The organism is Microbacterium zouquanmingi, assembly GCF_052266695.1.
In the GTDB taxonomy this organism is placed as follows: domain Bacteria; phylum Actinomycetota; class Actinomycetes; order Actinomycetales; family Microbacteriaceae; genus Microbacterium.
This window is the reverse complement of sequence record NZ_JBQPQZ010000004.1, coordinates 393,670-411,352: the sequence shown is the minus strand read 5'-3', so window position 1 is coordinate 411,352 and position 17,683 is coordinate 393,670. Positions and strand designations below refer to the sequence as shown.

The 17,683-nt window shown below is 64.6% G+C and carries 16 protein-coding genes, 1 tRNA gene and 1 rRNA gene; 13 read left to right on the top strand and 5 right to left on the bottom strand.

Translation table 11 applies throughout. The annotated features are described in order from the left end of the window. The first annotated feature begins 99 nt into the window (after positions 1-99). Positions 100-216 (top strand): 5S ribosomal RNA (gene rrf, locus ACTU6U_RS11450). 118 nt (positions 217-334) lie between these two features. Here the strand turns inward: rrf and ACTU6U_RS11445 are convergent. Continuing rightward, on the bottom strand, positions 335-961 hold the full coding sequence (locus tag ACTU6U_RS11445; RefSeq protein WP_443469229.1) for a LysE/ArgO family amino acid transporter: 627 nt from the start codon (positions 959-961) through the stop codon (positions 335-337). Positions 962-1,031: 70 nt separating this feature from the next. On the opposite strand from ACTU6U_RS11445, the gene ACTU6U_RS11440 reads away from it, so the two are divergent. After that, a complete protein-coding gene (locus tag ACTU6U_RS11440) occupies positions 1,032-1,919 on the top strand; it encodes a LysR family transcriptional regulator ArgP (RefSeq protein WP_443469228.1) in 888 nt (295 codons plus the stop codon). Between the two features lie 4 nt (positions 1,920-1,923). Here the strand turns inward: ACTU6U_RS11440 and ACTU6U_RS11435 are convergent, their stop codons facing one another. Beyond that, on the bottom strand, positions 1,924-2,604 hold the full coding sequence (locus ACTU6U_RS11435; RefSeq protein WP_443469227.1) for a YqaJ viral recombinase family protein: 681 nt from the start codon (positions 2,602-2,604) through the stop codon (positions 1,924-1,926). A 49-nt stretch (positions 2,605-2,653) separates the two neighbouring features. Then, on the bottom strand, positions 2,654-4,018 hold the full coding sequence (locus ACTU6U_RS11430) for a glucose-6-phosphate dehydrogenase (RefSeq protein ID WP_443469226.1): 1,365 nt from the start codon (positions 4,016-4,018) through the stop codon (positions 2,654-2,656). 56 nt (positions 4,019-4,074) lie between these two features. Between ACTU6U_RS11430 and ACTU6U_RS11425 the strand changes: the two genes are divergently transcribed. The 3 genes from ACTU6U_RS11425 (at position 4,075) to rplL (ending at position 7,036) form a co-directional block, all read left to right on the top strand. Further along, the gene (locus ACTU6U_RS11425; RefSeq protein ID WP_443469225.1) at positions 4,075-5,865 is read left to right on the top strand and encodes a glycoside hydrolase family 15 protein; all 1,791 of its coding nucleotides are present in this window, start codon (positions 4,075-4,077) and stop codon (positions 5,863-5,865) included. Between the two features lie 253 nt (positions 5,866-6,118). Further along, entirely contained in the window at positions 6,119-6,607 is a 489-nt protein-coding gene (gene rplJ / locus ACTU6U_RS11420) for a 50S ribosomal protein L10 (RefSeq protein WP_443469224.1), read from the top strand. A gap of 48 nt (positions 6,608-6,655) precedes the next feature. Continuing rightward, positions 6,656-7,036, top strand: a complete 381-nt coding sequence (gene rplL, locus ACTU6U_RS11415) for a 50S ribosomal protein L7/L12 (protein WP_417511114.1) — start codon at positions 6,656-6,658, stop codon at positions 7,034-7,036. A 54-nt stretch (positions 7,037-7,090) separates the two neighbouring features. Here the strand turns inward: rplL and ACTU6U_RS11410 are convergent, their stop codons facing one another. Next, a complete protein-coding gene (locus ACTU6U_RS11410; protein ID WP_443469223.1) occupies positions 7,091-8,095 on the bottom strand; it encodes a LacI family DNA-binding transcriptional regulator in 1,005 nt (334 codons plus the stop codon). 271 nt (positions 8,096-8,366) lie between these two features. On the opposite strand from ACTU6U_RS11410, the gene ACTU6U_RS11405 reads away from it, so the two are divergent. From ACTU6U_RS11405 to ACTU6U_RS11380, 6 genes are all read left to right on the top strand, one after another. Further along, complete coding sequence (locus ACTU6U_RS11405; RefSeq protein ID WP_443469222.1) at positions 8,367-9,686, top strand: ABC transporter substrate-binding protein; 1,320 nt, start codon at positions 8,367-8,369, stop codon at positions 9,684-9,686. 94 nt (positions 9,687-9,780) lie between these two features. Further along, positions 9,781-10,920 (top strand): carbohydrate ABC transporter permease, encoded by a 1,140-nt coding sequence (locus ACTU6U_RS11400; RefSeq protein WP_443469221.1) that lies wholly within the window; start codon positions 9,781-9,783, stop codon positions 10,918-10,920. Continuing rightward, on the top strand, positions 10,917-11,876 hold the full coding sequence (locus ACTU6U_RS11395; RefSeq protein WP_443469220.1) for a carbohydrate ABC transporter permease: 960 nt from the start codon (positions 10,917-10,919) through the stop codon (positions 11,874-11,876). Before ACTU6U_RS11400 ends, ACTU6U_RS11395 begins: the two co-directional genes overlap by 4 nt. A gap of 54 nt (positions 11,877-11,930) precedes the next feature. After that, the gene (locus ACTU6U_RS11390) at positions 11,931-13,313 is read left to right on the top strand and encodes a cystathionine beta-synthase (RefSeq protein ID WP_443469219.1); all 1,383 of its coding nucleotides are present in this window, start codon (positions 11,931-11,933) and stop codon (positions 13,311-13,313) included. Between the two features lie 67 nt (positions 13,314-13,380). Beyond that, positions 13,381-14,535: a cystathionine gamma-synthase gene (locus ACTU6U_RS11385; protein WP_443469218.1), complete on the top strand. Its 1,155-nt coding sequence runs from the start codon at positions 13,381-13,383 to the stop codon at positions 14,533-14,535. A 43-nt stretch (positions 14,536-14,578) separates the two neighbouring features. After that, the gene (locus ACTU6U_RS11380; RefSeq protein WP_443469217.1) at positions 14,579-15,229 is read left to right on the top strand and encodes a phosphatase PAP2 family protein; all 651 of its coding nucleotides are present in this window, start codon (positions 14,579-14,581) and stop codon (positions 15,227-15,229) included. Positions 15,230-15,269: 40 nt separating this feature from the next. On the opposite strand, the gene ACTU6U_RS11375 is transcribed toward ACTU6U_RS11380, so the two are convergent. Next, positions 15,270-15,357, bottom strand: a tRNA-Ser gene (locus ACTU6U_RS11375). Between the two features lie 101 nt (positions 15,358-15,458). Here ACTU6U_RS11375 and ACTU6U_RS11370 point away from each other — a divergent pair. After that, positions 15,459-16,787 carry an LssY C-terminal domain-containing protein gene (locus ACTU6U_RS11370; RefSeq protein ID WP_443469216.1) on the top strand — a complete coding sequence of 443 codons (1,329 nt, stop codon included), beginning with the start codon at positions 15,459-15,461 and terminating at the stop codon, positions 16,785-16,787. Further along, a complete protein-coding gene (gene trhO / locus ACTU6U_RS11365) occupies positions 16,784-17,683 on the top strand; it encodes an oxygen-dependent tRNA uridine(34) hydroxylase TrhO (protein ID WP_443469215.1) in 900 nt (299 codons plus the stop codon). Before ACTU6U_RS11370 ends, trhO begins: the two co-directional genes overlap by 4 nt.

Below are 17,683 nucleotides of genomic sequence, written 5' to 3'. Positions count from 1 at the left end.
GCTCCGCGTCCACTGAGTGGTTCTCGATGTACGGTCGAGAACCCTGAAAAGCACGTTTCATACGTGCTCCTTTAGGTTTGATTGAAACATCAATAGTGTTTCGGCGGCCATAGCGTGAGGGAAACGCCCGGTCACATTCCGAACCCGGAAGCTAAGCCTCACAGCGCCGATGGTACTGCAGGGGGGACCCTGTGGGAGAGTAGGACACCGCCGAACTCCTTTTAGACAGAATAGCCACCTCTTTGAGGTGGCTATTCTGCATTGACGAGATGTAGAGAATAGAGAAGAGAAGGCCACCCTACGGGGTGGCCTTCTCTGTTCTGTCCAGTCAAGGTCAGCCGGTGAACACGGGCAGCAGCAGGTTGATCGCTATGCTCAGCATGACCACGGCGATGCCAGCATCCAGAATCCGCCATGCCCGTGCAGTCTTGAGCCACCTGCCCAGGTAACGCGCCCCGTAGCCGAGAGCGGTGAACCAGGCGAGGCTGGCGACGATGGCACCGCCGGCGAACACCCATCTGCTATCACCGTGCGTTGCGGCGATCGAACCCAGCATGAGCACGGTGTCGAGGTATACGTGCGGATTCAGCCAGGTCAACGCCAGCACGGCGAGGATCACCGGCACGAGTCCCGAGCCCGTGGTCTTCTCTGACGCGGTTTCGATGTGCAGCCCCTCCTCTGTCCCTTTCAGAGCTCTGCGTGCAGCGAGGGCCGCGTATCCGAAGAGGAAGAACGCACCCAACACTCGCGCTGCGTTCACGAGCCAGGGCGCCGCCTGCAGTAGGAAGCCGAGGCCAGCGACTCCGGCCGCGATCAGCACAGCATCCGACAGTGCACAGATCGCAACGACAGCGAGAACATGCTGACGACGGATCCCCTGTCGGAGGACGTAGACGTTCTGTGCGCCGATGGCGACGATGAGGGACAGCCCGAGTCCGAGCCCCGCGAAGAATGAGATCACATCCTGACGCTATTGTTCCACGACCGTAAGTGCCAGCGACCAGATCTTCATCGCCGTTAGTCTTGCTTACATGGCTGGAATCTCTGCTGAGCTCGCTCTCACTGTGGCTGCGATCGTCGACGGGGGCAGTCTCGATATGGCAGCACGCTCTCTTAGTATCACTCCCTCCGCGGTCAGCCAACGGCTCAAGACCCTCGAGAATCAGCTCGGCCAGGTGCTCATCGTGCGCGGGAAGCCTGCTGTCGCCACAGGTGCAGGAGAAGCCGTCGTGCGAATGGCCAGGCAGGTCGCACTGCTCGAGCATGAGACGCTGTCCGCGCTGGGCTTGGAGGCCGGGAGAGGGCGCGTGCGTGTGCCACTTGCCGTCAACGCCGACTCCATGGCTGTCTGGTTCTTGGCGCCGTTGGCCAGACTCGCTGCACGACTGGACATCGACTTCGATCTGCACCGTGATGACCAGAACTTCACCGCGCGTCTGCTGGAGTCCGGTGAAGTGATGGCGGCCGTCACATCCGAGGCGACACCCGTCTCAGGATGCACGGCAACACGGCTGGGAGTCTTTCGATATGAGGCCGCCGCGACACCGGAGTTCATCGAGCGCTGGTTCCCCGATGGTGTGACCGCCGGGGCGTTGAGCGAGGCGCCGTTCGTCGACTTCGATCGGCGCGATACTCTCCAGCATGCATGGTTGGCATCGCAGGGCGTCTCCGAACATGGTGTCCCTCGCCACTTCGTGCCGGCATCCCATGACTTCGCCCAGGCGGTGATTCTCGGGTTGGGGTGGGGCATGTTGCCCGTCTCCCAGGCGGCAGCGGCCGCGGCATCCGGAACGATCGTCAGACTCGGCGGAGACCCCGTGCGAGTGCCGCTCTACTGGCAGCAGTGGAACCTGCGCTCTCAGCTGCTCGACGCCATCGCCGGCGAGGTCGCTGACGAAGCGCGCAGAGTACTTGAGTAACGCGTCAGTCGGCCAGGGCGAGTGCGCGGTACGCGTCGCGCTCTCGGAGAGCGTCGCGCCTGCTGGCCGACGTCACGGATGCCGCGCTCGGCGGGCGCTGCCCGGTGGTGCGGTGGTAGAGCTCATCGATCAGCCCGGTCGCGAGACGCACCAGCTGAGCGATCTCTCGGTCGTCACGATCGATCCATACACAGCGCGGCTCGTCGTCGACAGGGGTGAAGTCGAGGTGTTCTTCCCATACGAACAGGGTGCGCTCGGCGCCGAGTACGTGCTGCTGCCACCACACCTGGCGAAGATAGGTGCGCGGGATCGTGCGCCAGTTCTTGTTCGTGGTCTTAATCTCCGACAGCAGGATCCGACCGTCAGCATCCTGCACGACCCCATCGGGCGTCGCCAGATGCCGGTGCTCTGCCTCGGCACGGAAGAGCGCTGAGGAAGGACGGATGCCGTGCGTTGCGGCGACCCACGCTGCGATCTCGGGCTCTCTTCTGCGTCCGTGATCGGTATACGCGTTACCGGCGAATCGTGCGCCGCCGCCGAGCTTGGCATCGGCGGCCCTGGCGATGGACTTGTCTCCGGAGAGGCCCGCGACGTCGGTGGCAGTGATTCCTCGTGCCCGTGCCCGAAGCCAGGCGACGCGGTCGCGGGAGTCCGCAACGATTCGAGCCTGTAGTTCCGGGGTCACTGTTCGAGGCTACCCCGATCGACGCGCACCGATTGCCGGCCGCGCCGAGTCAGCGGCGAACGGGCCAGCTGTCGGGGCCGTGGGAACCCGCGGCGTACTCCTCGAGGGGCACTTCGCCACGCGACCACGCGTCCAGCACGGGCTGGATGATTCGCCAGCACTGCTCGGCTGCGTCTGCGCGCACCGACAGCAGCGGGTCGCCATCGAGGATGCCGGAGAGGACTTCTGCGTAGGCGAGCAGCTGACCTGCGCCGAGATCAGCAGACAGCGTCGCGCGCTCCAGCACGAACGGGTCCTCTGCACCGTTGAGGTTGAGCTCGAGGGACATCTGGTCCGGCGCGAGGTAGAACCGCAGGATGGCTCCGGTTGCCGAGCCCGTGAGCCCGACCGGTACATGGCGCACTGGCTTGAATCGGACGACGACTTCGCGGACGGGATCGCTCAGTGCCTTGCCCGATCGCAGAGTGAACGGGACCCCGGCCCAGCGGGCATTGTGGATCTCGAAAGTCGCCTCGGCGAGAGTCTCTGTTCCGCGCTTCGAGTCGACGCCCGGTTCATCCACATAGGACGGCTTCTCCACCCCGTCGACGGCGCCAGCGGTATAGCGTGCGCGACGCGAGGATGACATCGGGTCATCGCCCCACACCGTTGTCGCACGCAGCACCGCGGAGGTCGCCTCGCGGAAGTCCGTCTCATCGAGGGTTGCGGGCTGCTCCATGGCCACGACTGCGAGCACCTGCAGCAAATGGCTCTGGACCATATCGACGAAGGCGCCGGCGTGATCGTAGTACCCCGCGCGGCCCTCCAAGCCCAGCTTCTCGTTGTAGATGATGTCGACCGCGTCGATGCTCTCCGCAGACCAGAGTGGTTCGAGCAGGCGATTGGCGAAGCGCGCACCGAGCACGTTCAAGGTCGTCGACTTGCCCAAGAAGTGATCCACTCGGAAGACCTGCTTCTCCGGCACGAGTTCGGCCAGACGCGCATTGAGCACGTGAGCACTTTCTTCATTCGTGCCGAACGGCTTCTCGAGTGCGAGCATCACGCCATCGGGGAGCATCTCGGGCGTGAGCGCCTCGCATGCCGCCGCAGCCACCGCGGGAGGCACCGCGAAGTACAGCGCAACCTGACCGGTCAGCCCTTTCAGCAGTGCCTTCAGGTCAGCAGTCTTGGTGATGTCAGCCTGACAGTACGAGATCTCGACCCGCTCGAGCGAGGCTTCGGAATCTGAGGCCGCGAACGAGTGCTGTGCGACCTTCTTCAGATCAGCATCCGACCAGTCCTCCATGCCCGCACCGATCAGGCGCACCTTGCGGTCCGGCTCAGTGGCGAGGAGCTGTCCGAGCGCCGGAAGCAGCAGACGCGAAGTCAGATCTCCCGTAGCGCCGAAGATGATGAGTGTGGGCGCGGCATCCATGGGCCCACCGTAGCCCCACCCGTGCGCTTGGACCAATGGCATGCAAGAATCGGGCGATGCCTGCACCGATCGAGGATTACGCACTTCTCAGTGATTGCCGCACGTCAGCGCTCGTCTCACGTGACGGCAGTATCGACTGGCTGTGTCTGCCCCGATTCGACTCCGCCTCGATCTTCGGCGCACTTCTCGGAGACCCGACGCATGGCTGTTGGATCCTGCGGCCTCGCGATGCATCCGCGACCGCTCAGCGGCACTACCTGTCGGATACCTTCATCCTCGTCACGCGGTGGGAGAGCGCCGATGGCGTCGCCGAGGTCCACGAGTTCCTGCCGATGTCGGAGGACCGCACGGATGTCGTGCGTCGAGTGGTCGGCATCACCGGCAACGTCGCCTTCACGACTGAGCTGCGCATGCACTTCGACTACGCGCGCGCTCTGCCGTGGGTGCGGCAGATCGGCACCGCCGAAGAGCCAGCGCTGAGCGCGATCGCAGGCCCGGATGCTGTTGTCGTCCGCGGAGTGAAGCTTGCAGCATCCGACCACCGGCACAGGGGTGAGTTCTCCGTGGGTACCGGAGAGCTGCGTGACCTCGTCCTCACCTGGCATGCATCTCACGAGGAAGATCCGGCCCCGTTGGATGTTGAGGATGCGATCGCGCGCACGCGCTCGTGGTGGCAGGGCTGGGCGAGTCCGATCGCGCATGACGGCCCGTACCGCGACGCGGTGGTGCGCTCGCTGCTCGTGCTGCGCGCACTCACGCATCGTGACACAGGTGGCATCGTCGCAGCCCCCACGACCTCTCTCCCCGAGCAGTTCGGCGGTTCGCGCAACTGGGACTACCGGTACGTCTGGCTGCGGGATGCCGCACTCACTCTGGAGTCGCTCATCGCGCACGGCTTCCTCGAAGAGGTGCACCACTGGAGGCGTTGGCTGCTGCGCGCTGTGGCGGGGGAGCCAGCCGAAGTGCAGATCATGTACGGCATCGGCGGTGAGCGCGATCTAGCGGAGCGCGAACTGACGAGTCTTCCCGGGTACAACGGCGCATCACCTGTGCGCGTCGGCAACGGCGCTGTCGAGCAGTATCAGGGCGATGTGCTCGGCGAGGTGATGGTCGCGCTGGAGGCTGCCCGGATCGCAGGGCTCGATGAGACGGAGTTCTCGTGGCCACTGCAGCGTGCGCTGATCGAGCGAGTGGCGGCGGGGATGGGGCGTCAGGACAACGGGATCTGGGAGATCCGCGGGCCGTTGCAGTGGTTCACCCACTCGCGCGTCATGATGTGGGCGGCTTTGGATCGCGGCGTGCGCGCGGTGCGCGAGCACGGGTTCGCCGGCGACGCGGATCGCTGGGAGAAGATGCGCGATCGCTTGCGAGCGGAGATCGACGAGCGCGGAGTGCACCCGGACGGATATTTCCGACAGCACTATGACACCGATGAGGTGGATGCTTCGCTGCTCACCCTTCCGCAGGTCGGATTCTGCGCCGAGGATGACCCGAGGATGCTGCGCACCGTCGAGCAGATCGAGAAGACGCTCATGCGTGATGGACTGATCATGCGATATCGCACGGCATCCGGTGTCGATGGCCTCGACGGTGGGGAGCATCCTTTCCTGGCTTGCAGCTTCTGGCTCGTGGAGCAGTACGCGGCGAGCGGGCGGATAGATGATGCACGCGTCCTGATGGACCGACTCGTCGGGCTCGTGAACGATATCGGGCTCCTGTCGGAGGAGTATGACGTCCAAGGCGCGCGCCAGGCCGGCAACATGCCTCAGGCTTTCTCGCACCTCACTCTCGTGCGCGCTGCCGACGCGCTCGGCGGGCATTCGGGTCGTGCGGCTGGCCGCACCTGAGGCGACCTGATTTGGAAGTCGGGCCCTGATCGCGTAGAGTTTCTCATAACCGAAGACCGCTGGTCATCGTCGTGCGCGTAAGCGCAAGATGAATGAAGCACTGCACTGCAGGGGCCCGCGCAGGGACATGATCGTTTTCCGGAAATCCGGATTCTACGCTCCGTCGCTTGCGCCGGAGCGTTTTTGTTTGCAGGTGGCGGTTCAGGTGGTGTCTCACGCACGTGGGGCATCTCGTACCCATCAAGGAGTGACCATGGCGCAGAAGGATGCATCGGTCGCCGAGCTCACGAAGTCATTCGAGAACTCGAACGCCGTCCTGCTGACCGAGTACCGCGGTCTGACCGTTGCTCAGCTCAAGGAGCTGCGCAACAGCATTCGTCAGAACGCTGAGTACGCCGTGGTGAAGAACACGCTGACCAAGATCGCTGCCAACAAGGTGGGGATCTCCGAGCTGGACGACGACCTCAAGGGTCCGTCGGCTGTCGCTTTCGTGCACGGTGACTTCGTCGCCACCGCAAAGGCTCTTCGTGACTTCGCCAAGGCCAACCCGCTTCTCGTGATCAAGAGCGGCGTGTACGAGGGCAATGTCCTCAACGCGGACGAGGTCAACATGTACGCCTCGCTCGAGAGCCGTGAGGTTCTGCTTGCGAAGGCCGCGGGCATGATGAAGGCGACGATGGCCAAGGCTGCCGCAACCGTCGACGCTCTTCGCGCAAAGCTGGAGACCGCAGAGGCCGCGTAAGCGACCCGCGTTTTCTTCCCACAAACCCCATCTAATAGGAGAAACATCATGGCTAAGCTCACCACTGAGCAGCTGCTCGAGCAGTTCGCTGACCTGACCCTCGTCGAGCTCAACGACTTCGTCAAGGCGTTCGAGGAGAAGTTCGAGGTCACCGCTGCTGCCCCCGCCGCTGCTGCTGGCGCTGCCGGCGCAGGCGCTGCTGAAGAGGTTGAGGAGAAGGACTCCTTCGACGTCATCCTCGAGGCTGCTGGCGACAAGAAGATCCAGGTCATCAAGGCTGTCCGCGAGCTCACCTCGCTCGGCCTCGGCGAGGCCAAGGCCGTCGTCGACGGTGCTCCCAAGGCTGTCCTTGAGGGCGCTAACAAGGAGACCGCAGAGAAGGCCAAGGAGGTCCTCGAGGCCGCTGGCGCTTCGGTTACCCTCAAGTAATCACGTCGTTCTGTCACGAATGCCCTGGGCTCCGGCCCGGGGCATTCGTGCGTTTCAGCGCAGAGGCGCTGAGGAGTTGCGCACGACGAGTGCGGGTGCTGCGATCACGTGCTCGGGGGGTGTCCGAGGGTCGTCGAGGTGATGGAGCAGCATTCGCACCGCTTCTCGTCCCTGCGTGCGGGGCTGCTGCCGGATCGTGGTCAGGGCGAACATCTCCGCATGCTGGTGGTCGTCGATGCCGACGATGCTCAGCTCCGTCGGCACCGCGATGCCGAGCCTTCGGGCGGCGATGATCGCGCCGATGGCGACCTCGTCGCAGACGCCGATGACGGCGGTCGGCCTGGTACGCCGATTGCCGAGCAGATCCACGGCTGACGCGTATCCGCTCGGCATGGTGTCGGATGAGGGAACGGCCAGCGAATGCTCGCGCAGGCCCGCCGCCTCCATCGCGGAGCGGTACCCCTCCAACCGGCGTGCATCGCCGAAGGTGAACGAATCCGCGCGCGCTGCACCGCCGAGGAAGACGATCTCCTTGTGGCCGAGGTCGATGAGGTGCTCGGTTGCGATGCGTGCCGCGGCGGCATCATCGATCGCCAGGGCACTCATCTGCGAGCTGTGTGGACCGACGCTGACGACCGGCCGGCTGAGCCGTAGCAGTCGCTCCATTTCAGGTGAGTCGGGCTGCATGCCGACGCTGATGATCCCGTCGAACCGGCGACGGGGGAGGAGCTCCTCGATCACGCGCCTGCGTGCAGCAGAGTTCTCCGCTACAGAGAACAGCGTCAGGTCGTACCCGACCTCCAGCAGCTCTTCCTGCGCTCCGGCGAGGAGCTCGGAGAAGAACCACCTGCCGACAGAGGGCACGATCACAGCGATGGTCTGCGTGCGTCCGGTCGCAAGGCTCGTGGCGGAGGAATGCGCGACATACGACAGCGCACGCGCTGCGGCCTCGACGCGGTCGCGTGTGGAGGCGGAGACATAGCCCCGACCGCTGAGCGCGCGACTGGCGGTTGCTTTCGAGACGCCGGCACGTGCGGCGACATCCGCGATCGTGCTCATGCATCCTCCCTGATGGCTCCCAGGGGCCGCATCGCTCCTGCGTCCACAGCGTAGCCGCGAGATCAACAAAAAGGAACCGGTTCCATACATTTCGAGTGGTACCGCTCCCATTGGATTCGTCGGGTAGCGCTCAAAGGTTGTCAGCTTGTGATCTGTCACCATTGTGCAGGGCTGACGCAGACAAGTATGTTGGGGCTGGAAGCGGTTCCCGATCTGCTCGCTCTCCGCATCGGATCGCATAGGGAACGTGAACTCGAAGAGGAGAAATCACATGGCACTGTCACAGCGTTATCGGCGGCTCGCACCGCTGGCCATTCTCGGCGCGGCGGGCATTGCGCTCGCAGGGTGCGGAGCACCCGGTGCACCGAGCGGCGGTGGTGAGGAGACCGGTGGCGACGGAGGAACCGTCACCATCTACGGCACGATCGTCGACAGCGAGGCCGAACTCATGCAGGAGTCCTGGGCTGACTGGGCTGACGAGAACAACATCGAGATCAAGTACGAGGGCAGCCAGGATTTCGAGACGCAGCTCGGCACGCGCGCTCAGGGCGGCAACCCGCCGGACATCGCGATCTTCCCGCAGCCGGGTCTGTTCGCTGACTTCGCAACGCGTGACTTCCTCAAGCCTGCTCCGGCTGACGTCGAGAAGAACGCCAACGAGTACTGGACCGAAGACTGGGTGAACTACGGCACCGTCGACGGCACGTTCTACGGCGCACCGCTGATGGCCAACGTCAAGGGCTGGATCTGGTACTCGCCGGCGAAGTTCGCCGAGTGGGGTGTTGAGGTTCCGAAGACGCTCGATGACATGAAGACCCTCACCGACACGATTCAGGCAGCCACCGGAACCCCCGCGTGGTGTGCAGGCTTCGAGTCCGGCACCGCGACCGGCTGGCCGGGCACGGACTGGATCGAAGACTACGTGCTGCGTCAAGCAGGCCCCGAGGTCTACGACCAGTGGGTGACCAACGAGGTCAAGTTCACCGATGCGCCGATCAAGGAAGCGTTCGACTCTGTCGGCGAGATCCTGCTGAACCCGGCCAACGTCAACGCCGGCTTCGGTGACGTCCGCTCGATCAACTCCACGGCGTTCGGCGACGTGGCACCGAAGGTCGCCGACGGCTCGTGCGCACTCACGCACCAGGCATCGTTCCTCTCGGGCTTCTTCCCCGATGGCACGAACATCGCTGAGGACGGCGACGTCTGGGCCTTCATGCTTCCTGGTGAGAGCGCAGATGACAGCGCCGTCACCGGTGCTGGTGAGATCGTCGGCGCGTTCAGCGACTCCGAGGCAACGCAGAAGGTTCTCGCCTACCTGTCCAGCCCCGAGTGGGCCAACAGCCGCGTGAGCCTCGGCGGCGTCACCTCCGCCAACAACGGCCTCGACCCGGCCAACGCGCAGGACCCGATCCTTCAGGAGACCATCAAGATCCTGCAGGACCCGGAGACCACGTTCCGCTTCGACGCCAGTGACCTGATGCCGGGTGCTGTCGGTGCAGGCACGTTCTGGAAGGGCATGGTCGCCTGGGTCAACGGCACCTCCACCGACGAGGTGCTCCAGCAGATCGAAACGGGCTGGCCCGCAAGCTGACCCCTCTTCAGGTGGGCCGTCCGAGAGGGCGGCCCACCTGCTCCGGTGCGCGCGATGATGTGCGGACTGTCAAAGATCTTGCAAAGGGGACTCTGTGACCGCGACTGATTTCTTCCTATGGATCGGGACTCTGCCACCGGTGGTGCAAGCGGTGGCTGTCGTCATCGCCTTCGCCGCGGTGGTCGCTGCGATCCTTTTTCTCGTCGACATCGCCCCGCGCAGCGGCACCTGGTACACGGTCGCTCGCCTGGCGATGTGTCTGCTCATCCCGCTCGCGGTGATGTGGTTCTTCCGCTCCTACTACTGGGCGATCGGCGTCGCGGTCGTCGTGGGCGCGGTCTTCTTCCTGCTCGACTACCGCTCGCGTGCGGGCAAGGGATATCTCATCCAGCTGGTCGCGTTCCTCGCGCCGGCTTTCCTGCTTCTGCTCATCGGACTCATCCTGCCGTCGCTGCAGACGTTCGTCGCATCCTTCATGAACTCGTCCGGCAAGGACTTCGTCGGAATCGCGAACTACACGTGGATCTTCGGACAACCCGATGGTGTGCGCGTCGTGGTGAACACGATCGTCTGGGTGCTCATCGTGCCCACCGTCTCGACGATCGTCGGCCTCGCCTACGCCGTCTTCATCGACCGCACCAGGGGCGAGAAGATCTACAAGGTCCTCGTTTTCATGCCGATGGCGATCTCTTTCGTCGGCGCCGGAATCATCTGGCGCTTCATGTACGAGTACCGCGGACCCGAGTACCCGCAGATCGGCCTACTCAACCAGATCCTCGTCTGGTTCGGGGGTGAGCCGCAGCAGTTCCTGCTGAACCCGCCATGGAACACCCTCTTCCTCATCGTGGTGCTCATCTGGGTCCAGACCGGTTTCGCAATGGTGATCCTGTCCGCATCCATCAAGGGCGTGCCGATGGAGCTACTCGAGGCTGCGGAACTCGACGGCGCGAACGCGTGGCAACGGTTCACGTCCGTCACGATTCCCGCCATCAGGCCCGCCCTCATCGTGGTGCTCACGACGATCTCGATCGCCTCGCTGAAGGTCTTCGACATCGTCCGCACCATGACCGCAGGTAACTACGAGACCAGCGTGCTCGCCAACGAGATGTACACGCAGTTCTCCAAGTTCGAAGCCGGGCGCAGTGCTGCGCTCGCCGTCATCCTGTTCATCCTCGTGCTGCCGATCGTCATCTACAACGCACGCCAGATCCAGAAGCAGCGGGAGATCCGATGAGCGACACACTGAGCAGCCCCGACCTCGAGACCGTCGCCATCACCACCGGTGGCAAGCTGAACAGGTCGGCCGCGCGCACCCGCAAGAAGCTCTCGCGGCCGTGGGCATCCGCAGCATCCATCGTCATCGCGGTGCTCTGGACCGTCCCCACTCTCGGCCTGTTCATCTCGTCGTTCCGGCCTCGTGACCAGATCCTCACGAGCGGATGGTGGGAGTTCTTCCTGAACCCGCAGGTGACGGGGGAGAACTACGTCGACGTGCTGCAGTCCGGCACGACTCAGCTGACGATGATCGAGTCCTTCGTGAACTCCATCGCCATCACCATCCCCGCGACGGTCATCCCGCTGATGATCGCGTCGATGGCGGCGTACGCGTTCGCGTGGATCGACTTCAAGGGTCGCAACTTCCTGTTCATCTTCATCTTCGCGCTGCAGATCGTGCCGATCCAGATGGCCCTGGTGCCGCTGCTGAGCACGTTCTCGCGCGGGCTGAGCATCTTCGGGCTCCAGGTGACGCTGCCCCTCGGCGCATCCGGTGGCTACGCGCAGGTGTGGTTCGCGCACTCGATGTTCGCGTTGCCTCTGGCGATCTACCTGCTGCACAACTTCATGTCGGAGATCCCCGGCGAGATCATCGAGGCGGCACGCGTCGATGGCGCATCGCGCGGGCAGATCTTCTTCCGGATCGTGCTGCCGCTGACGATGCCGGCGATCGCCTCGGTGGCGATCTTCCAGTTCCTCTGGGTCTGGAACGATCTGCTTGTCGCGCTGGTGTTCGCCGATGGCGCTGCCGCTCCGATCACGAAGCTGCTGGCCGAGATCACGGGCACTCGAGGCAACGACTGGCACTTGCTCACCGCAGGCGCATTCGTGTCGATCATCGTGCCGCTCATCGTGTTCTTCGCGCTGCAGCGGTACTTCGTGCGGGGGCTCCTGGCCGGGTCCACAAAGGGATAACCGGTGTGACGGGTGCCGCCGTAATGCGGCATCCGTCACCCGTACCCTTGAGACATGGACTACGCCGAGCACATCGTCGACCTGGTGGGCAACACCCCTCTCGTCAAGCTGCAACACGTGACGGCAGGTGTGGAGTGCACGGTTCTCGTCAAGCTCGAGTACCTGAACCCCGGTGGCTCGGCGAAGGATCGCATTGCGCGGCGCATCATCGATGCGGCCGAGGCCGCGGGCGACCTGAAGCCCGGCGGCACGATCGTCGAGCCGACCAGCGGCAACACCGGGGTCGGTCTGGCGCTGGTCGCCCAGCAGCGCGGCTACAGGTGCGTGTTCGTGCTCCCCGACAAGGTCGGCGAAGACAAGATCGATGTACTGCGGGCGTACGGCGCGGAGATCGTGATGACGCCCACCTCGGTCGCCCCAGACAGCCCTGAGTCGTACTACGCGGTCAGCGACCGCCTCGCCCGAGAGATCCCCGGCGCATTCAAGCCGAACCAGTACGAGAACCAGAACGGTCCCCGCAGCCACTACGAGACCACCGGTCCCGAGATCTGGCGCGACACAGATGGCCGGATCACGCATTTCGTTGCGGGCATCGGCACTGGCGGCACCATCAGCGGAACCGGACGCTACCTGCGCGAGGTCTCCGACGACCGGGTTCGCATCGTCGGGGTCGACCCCGAAGGCAGCGTCTATTCGGGAGGGACTGGGCGACCGTATCTCGTCGAGGGAGTCGGTGAGGACATCTGGCCTGGCGCCTATGACCAGTCCGTCCCGCATGAGATCGTCGCGGTCGATGACGCCCAATCCTTCGCGATCACGAGGCGCCTTGCTCGCGAAGAGGGAATCCTCGTGGGCGGCTCGAGCGGAATGGCCGTGGCCGGCGCGCTGCGCGTCGCGAAGAACCTGCCGGCGGATGCTGTGATGGTCGTGCTGCTCCCTGATGGCGGCCGCGGGTACCTGTCGAAGATCTTCAACGACTCGTGGATGCGCTCGTACGGGTTCAGCGATATCGAAGCGGGGGAGACCGTCGCCGATGTTCTCGCGGTTCGCGCCCGTGCGCACAGCACTTCGGCGCCGATTCCTGACCTCGTTCACGCGCACCCCGGCGACACCGTGCTCGATGCGATCGGCATGATGACCGAGTTCGCGGTCTCGCAGCTGGTCGTACTCACCGCGGAGCCGCCGGTCATGATGGGTGAAGTCCTGGGATCGGTCGACGAGAAGGGACTGCTCGATCGGCTCTTCCATGGCGAGGCGAAGCCCACTGACCCCGTCAGCGCGCACATCGACGGAATGCTGCCCCTCATCGGCATCCACGCCTCTGTCGACGACGCGCGAGCGGCGCTGGTAGCGGCCGACGCGCTGCTGGTCACCGAGGGCGGCAAGCCGCACGCTGTGCTCACTCGTCAGGACCTGCTCGCGTACCTCGCGCGCTGACCCGCGGCAGCTGACGCGGAGCGTCACACTGGACACCTGCTCGCCCACCGGACGTAGGCTGGATGACATGTCCGATCACGCCTTCGCCACTCGCGCCATCCATGCCGGCCAGGAGCCCGATCCACTCACCGGTGCGATCATCCCGCCGATCTATCAGGCCTCGACGCACGTGCAGGACGGCATCGGAGGCTTCCGTTCCGGTTACGAGTACAACCGAGCGGGAAACCCGACACGCAGCTCGCTCGAGACTCAGCTCGCAGCTCTCGAGGGCGGTGCCGGTGCTCTCTCGTTCGCCTCGGGTCTGGCGGCCGAAGATGGGCTGCTCCGCGGCATCCTGAAGCCCGGCGATCACGTGCTGCTCGGCAACGACGCCTACGGCGGCACGTACCGCCTGCTCACTCGAGTGCACGCGGCCTGGGGCGTTGAGACGACCACTGTCGAGCTCGGCGATCCAGACGTGGTGCGTGCGGCGATCCGCCCCGAGACCAAGATCATCTGGCTCGAAACCCCCAGCAATCCGCTGCTGAAGATCGTCGACATCGCGAAGACCGTCGAGCTCGCACATGCGGCCGGCATCCTCGTCGTCGTCGACAACACCTTCGCCTCTCCTGCACTTCAGAACCCGATCGCGCTCGGCGCCGACTTCGTCGTGCACTCGACCACCAAGTACCTCGGCGGCCACTCCGACGTACTCGGGGGAGCGGTGATCTTCGCCGATGATCGGTACTTCGATCAGGTGAAGTTCCAGCAGTTCGCCGTCGGCGCGGTGTCGGCGCCGCTGGATGGTTGGCTGACCACCCGCGGCATCAAGACGCTCGCGGTGCGGATGCGTCAGCACGCCGCCAACGCGCAGGCGATCGCGGAGTGGGCTGCGACGCGGCCGGAGTTCGAGACCGTGTTCTACCCCGGCCTCGAATCGCACACCGGGCACGAGATCGCCGCACGTCAGATGAGTGGATTCGGTGGGATGCTGTCGCTTGCGCTCGCGGCAGGGCCGGATGCTGCGCGCGCCTTTGCGGAGTCGACGGAACTGTTCCAGCTGGCCGAGTCACTCGGTGGCGTGGAATCGCTGATCGGGTACCCGCCGGACATGACGCATGCGTCGGTTCGTGGCACGGAGCTTGCCGTCCCCGAGAACATCGTGCGGCTGTCGGTCGGAATCGAAGAGGCAGATGACCTGCTCGCCGACCTCGAGCAGGGGCTGGAGCGCATCGCTCGTTGAGTGATTCCTCGCGCAGTCTGCGTCCTTCGGACAGAATGGACGGATGACTCATCGCGTGCTGCTCTGGTGGGGCGTCGGCGCCATTCTCGCCGCAATGGCGATCGGCGTCCTCGTAACCGGAGACGGATCGGACGCCCCCGCAATCGACCTCGGGTGGAACGCCGTCATGGGCGATATCCGCAACCCATTCCTGATCGGGTTCGGCAGTGTCATGGATCGGGTCGGCGGCGGGTGGATCGCGACGCTACTGATTCCTCTCGCGATTCTGGCTGCGCTGCTACTGGCCCGGCGCTGGAAAGCGGCCGTGCTCGTGGCGGTCACGCTCCTTGCAAGTGTCGGGGCGGTGCAGCTGCTGAAGTCGCTGTTCGGCAGGACGCGGCCTCAGGACATGCTTGTCACTTCGGATTTCGGTTCATTCCCCAGCGGGCATACCGCGAACGCGGCGACCATCGCGGCCCTCGCCGTGCTGCTGTTTCCCCGATTGTGGGTGCTGATCGTCGCGGCCGCGTGGACGCTCGCGATGGCCTTCTCGCGCACCCTGGTGTCGGCGCACTGGCTGAGCGATACCGTCGGCGGAGTGCTGGTCGGTATCGGCGTCACGCTCGTGCTCGGTGGCTTCCTGCTCGAGTGGACTCGTCCGGGTCGCAAAGAAGGCCGCTTTGAGGCTGGCGAAGCGGCCGAAATCGCGACCTGAAGCACTGAAGGGCCCCGCATCGCGGAGCCCTTCAGCCTGTTGGCGGTGATGGCGGGATTCGAACCCGCGGTTGCTTGCACAACACACGCTTTCCAAGCGTGCTCCTTCGGCCGCTCGGACACATCACCAAGGAACAACCTGAACAGTCTATCCGATCGATCAGGCTCCCCGTGCCAGCTCGCCGAGCCCTACAGTGGAGGCATCCAGGTCGACTCATACAGGAGAGCGCGTGACTGAGCCATCGCACCGACGCAGATGGATGCTGCAGATGCAGCAACCTGTGCCACCGGCAACGGTCTTCGACCGGGTTGCGTTCCTGATCGGCGCGGCATCCGCGGTCTGGCTGGCCTCGATCATCGCGATCCAGGGGCTGCGCACACCCTGGGCTCTCATCTGGTTCATTCCGATCTGGGCGATCACGGCATATCTGGTGCTGCCTCGTCTGCACCGGCTGCTGTCGGATCTCTACGTTCCGGACTACTTCTTCGGCCGCACCCGCACCTCCGACGGACTCCTCGGCGACCCAGTCAATCTCGGCGTGGACGGCTCGGCCGAGCAGCTCGATGCGGTGATGGCGTCTGCCGGTTGGCATCATGCTGATCCCATCACCGCAGCATCCACGTGGCGCATCATCACGTCAACGCTCACGAAGCGCAGCTACCCGACAGCGCCGGTCTCGTCCCTCATGCTGTTCGGGCGACGCCACGATGTCGCCTTTCAGCAGGAGGTCGAGGGCAACCCGAAGCAGCGTCATCATGTGCGGTTCTGGCACTGCCCGCCGGGTTGGCTGCTGCCAGGAGGCGCGCGTGTGGATTGGCTCGGGGCGGCCACTTACGACACCGATGTCCGACTCTCGCTGTTCACGCTGCAAGTGACCCACCGGATCGACGAGAACACCGACATCGAACGCGACCATGTCGTCGAGACGGTCAGCGCGGGTGATCCTGCTGTCCAGGTGCGGATGCTGCGTGACTTCACCACGGGCTACCATGCGCGAAACGGCGGTGGAGACCGGTTCGTGACTGATGGCAACCTGCCGATTCTGGAGGTCACCGCGGTCCTGCCCCCCGCGCTCCCGCCCGAGGCGAGCACCGCAGAGCCTGCGACGCCACCCGCGATCCTGCGCGTGCCGCTCACGGTATCCGCCGCAGTCGCGCTCATCGCTCTGGTCGCGCTCCTGCAGCTGATCGATGTCTTCGCAGACAAGGAGTTCTGGTCGGTCCTCGTTGACGCTGATGACGCCGCGGTCACGGCTGTGCTGCTCATGGTGGTCGGCATATTCACGCTCTTCACGGTCGGGCAGCTGGTGATGAGCCTGTTCGTGCTCCGGCGCGGGAGGCGATCGCGCGCCGTGCTGATCGCGCTGATCACGTTGGAGATCGTCGTCATGGCGATCGACTATCTCAATGGCAGCACAGTGCTGGGGCTCGACTGGACGCTGCTGGCAGCATCCGTGCAGTGCATCAGTCTGTTGTGCCTTTCGAGCGAGTCGGCAGGAGCGTGGGTGCGTCGTCGCACACCTGAGAACCAGCCGCTCGCATCTAAAATCGCAGAGTGAGCACTCCCAAGATCGTTCTGTTCTACGCTTTCACCCCTCTCGCCGACCCCGAGGCGATCCGGGTGTGGCAGCGCGACCTCGGCGATGCGCTGGGGCTGCGCGGCCGAGTGATCATCTCGGAGCACGGCGTGAACGGCACTCTCGGCGGAGACTTACCGGCGCTGAAGAAGTGGGCGCGGTCTTTCCGGTCGTATGCCGCCTTCGCTGACACCGACATCAAGTGGAGCGAGGGCACCGGGCTGGATGCTGAGGGACTGAGCCTCGACTTTCCCCGACTGAGCGTGAAGGTGCGGGCGGAGATCGTGTCGTTCGGTGCACCTGGCGAGCTCGAAGTCGACGACAACGGAGTGGTCGGCGGCGGCATCCGTCTGGCTCCGGAAGACCTGCACGAGCTGGTCTCCTCCCGCGACGACGTCGTCTTCTTCGACGGCCGCAACGCGCTGGAGGCGGAGATCGGCCGGTTCAAGAACGCGATCGTTCCCGACACCGAGACGACCCGCGACTTCGTGGAGCTGCTCGACTCCGGAGTCTATGACGACCTCAAGGGCAAGCCGGTGGTCACCTATTGCACCGGAGGGATCCGCTGCGAGGTGCTCTCGAGCCTCATGGTCTCTCGCGGCTTCGGCGAGGTGTATCAACTCGAGGGCGGCATCGTCCGCTACGGCGAGAAGTACGGCGACGATGGACTGTGGGAGGGATCGCTCTATGTCTTCGACAAGCGTGAATCCATCGACTTCAGCGATCACGCCGCCATCATCGGCGAGTGCGTCGGATGCGGCGTCGCGACAGGACGCACAGCGAACTGCCCTGAGGCCTCCTGTCGCCGACAATTCGTCGTCTGCGAAGACTGCGACGCGGTGGAGTGCGAAGAGCATTCGGTCGCGTCTGCGGGCTGA

What these genes read in the sequence shown, in the direction of transcription:
- ACTU6U_RS11440 (WP_443469228.1), top strand. Translation starts at nt 1,032, where the DNA reads ATGGCTGGAATCTCTGCTGAGCTCGCTCTCACTGTGGCTGCGATCGTC.
- ACTU6U_RS11430 (WP_443469226.1), bottom strand. Translation starts at nt 4,018, where the DNA reads ATGGATGCCGCGCCCACACTCATCATCTTCGGCGCTACGGGAGATCTG.
- ACTU6U_RS11425 (WP_443469225.1), top strand. Translation starts at nt 4,075, where the DNA reads ATGCCTGCACCGATCGAGGATTACGCACTTCTCAGTGATTGCCGCACG.
- rplJ (WP_443469224.1), top strand. Translation starts at nt 6,119, where the DNA reads ATGGCGCAGAAGGATGCATCGGTCGCCGAGCTCACGAAGTCATTCGAG.
- rplL (WP_417511114.1), top strand. Translation starts at nt 6,656, where the DNA reads ATGGCTAAGCTCACCACTGAGCAGCTGCTCGAGCAGTTCGCTGACCTG.
- ACTU6U_RS11410 (WP_443469223.1), bottom strand. Translation starts at nt 8,095, where the DNA reads ATGAGCACGATCGCGGATGTCGCCGCACGTGCCGGCGTCTCGAAAGCA.
- ACTU6U_RS11405 (WP_443469222.1), top strand. Translation starts at nt 8,367, where the DNA reads ATGGCACTGTCACAGCGTTATCGGCGGCTCGCACCGCTGGCCATTCTC.
- ACTU6U_RS11395 (WP_443469220.1), top strand. Translation starts at nt 10,917, where the DNA reads ATGAGCGACACACTGAGCAGCCCCGACCTCGAGACCGTCGCCATCACC.
- ACTU6U_RS11390 (WP_443469219.1), top strand. Translation starts at nt 11,931, where the DNA reads ATGGACTACGCCGAGCACATCGTCGACCTGGTGGGCAACACCCCTCTC.
- ACTU6U_RS11385 (WP_443469218.1), top strand. Translation starts at nt 13,381, where the DNA reads ATGTCCGATCACGCCTTCGCCACTCGCGCCATCCATGCCGGCCAGGAG.
- ACTU6U_RS11380 (WP_443469217.1), top strand. Translation starts at nt 14,579, where the DNA reads ATGACTCATCGCGTGCTGCTCTGGTGGGGCGTCGGCGCCATTCTCGCC.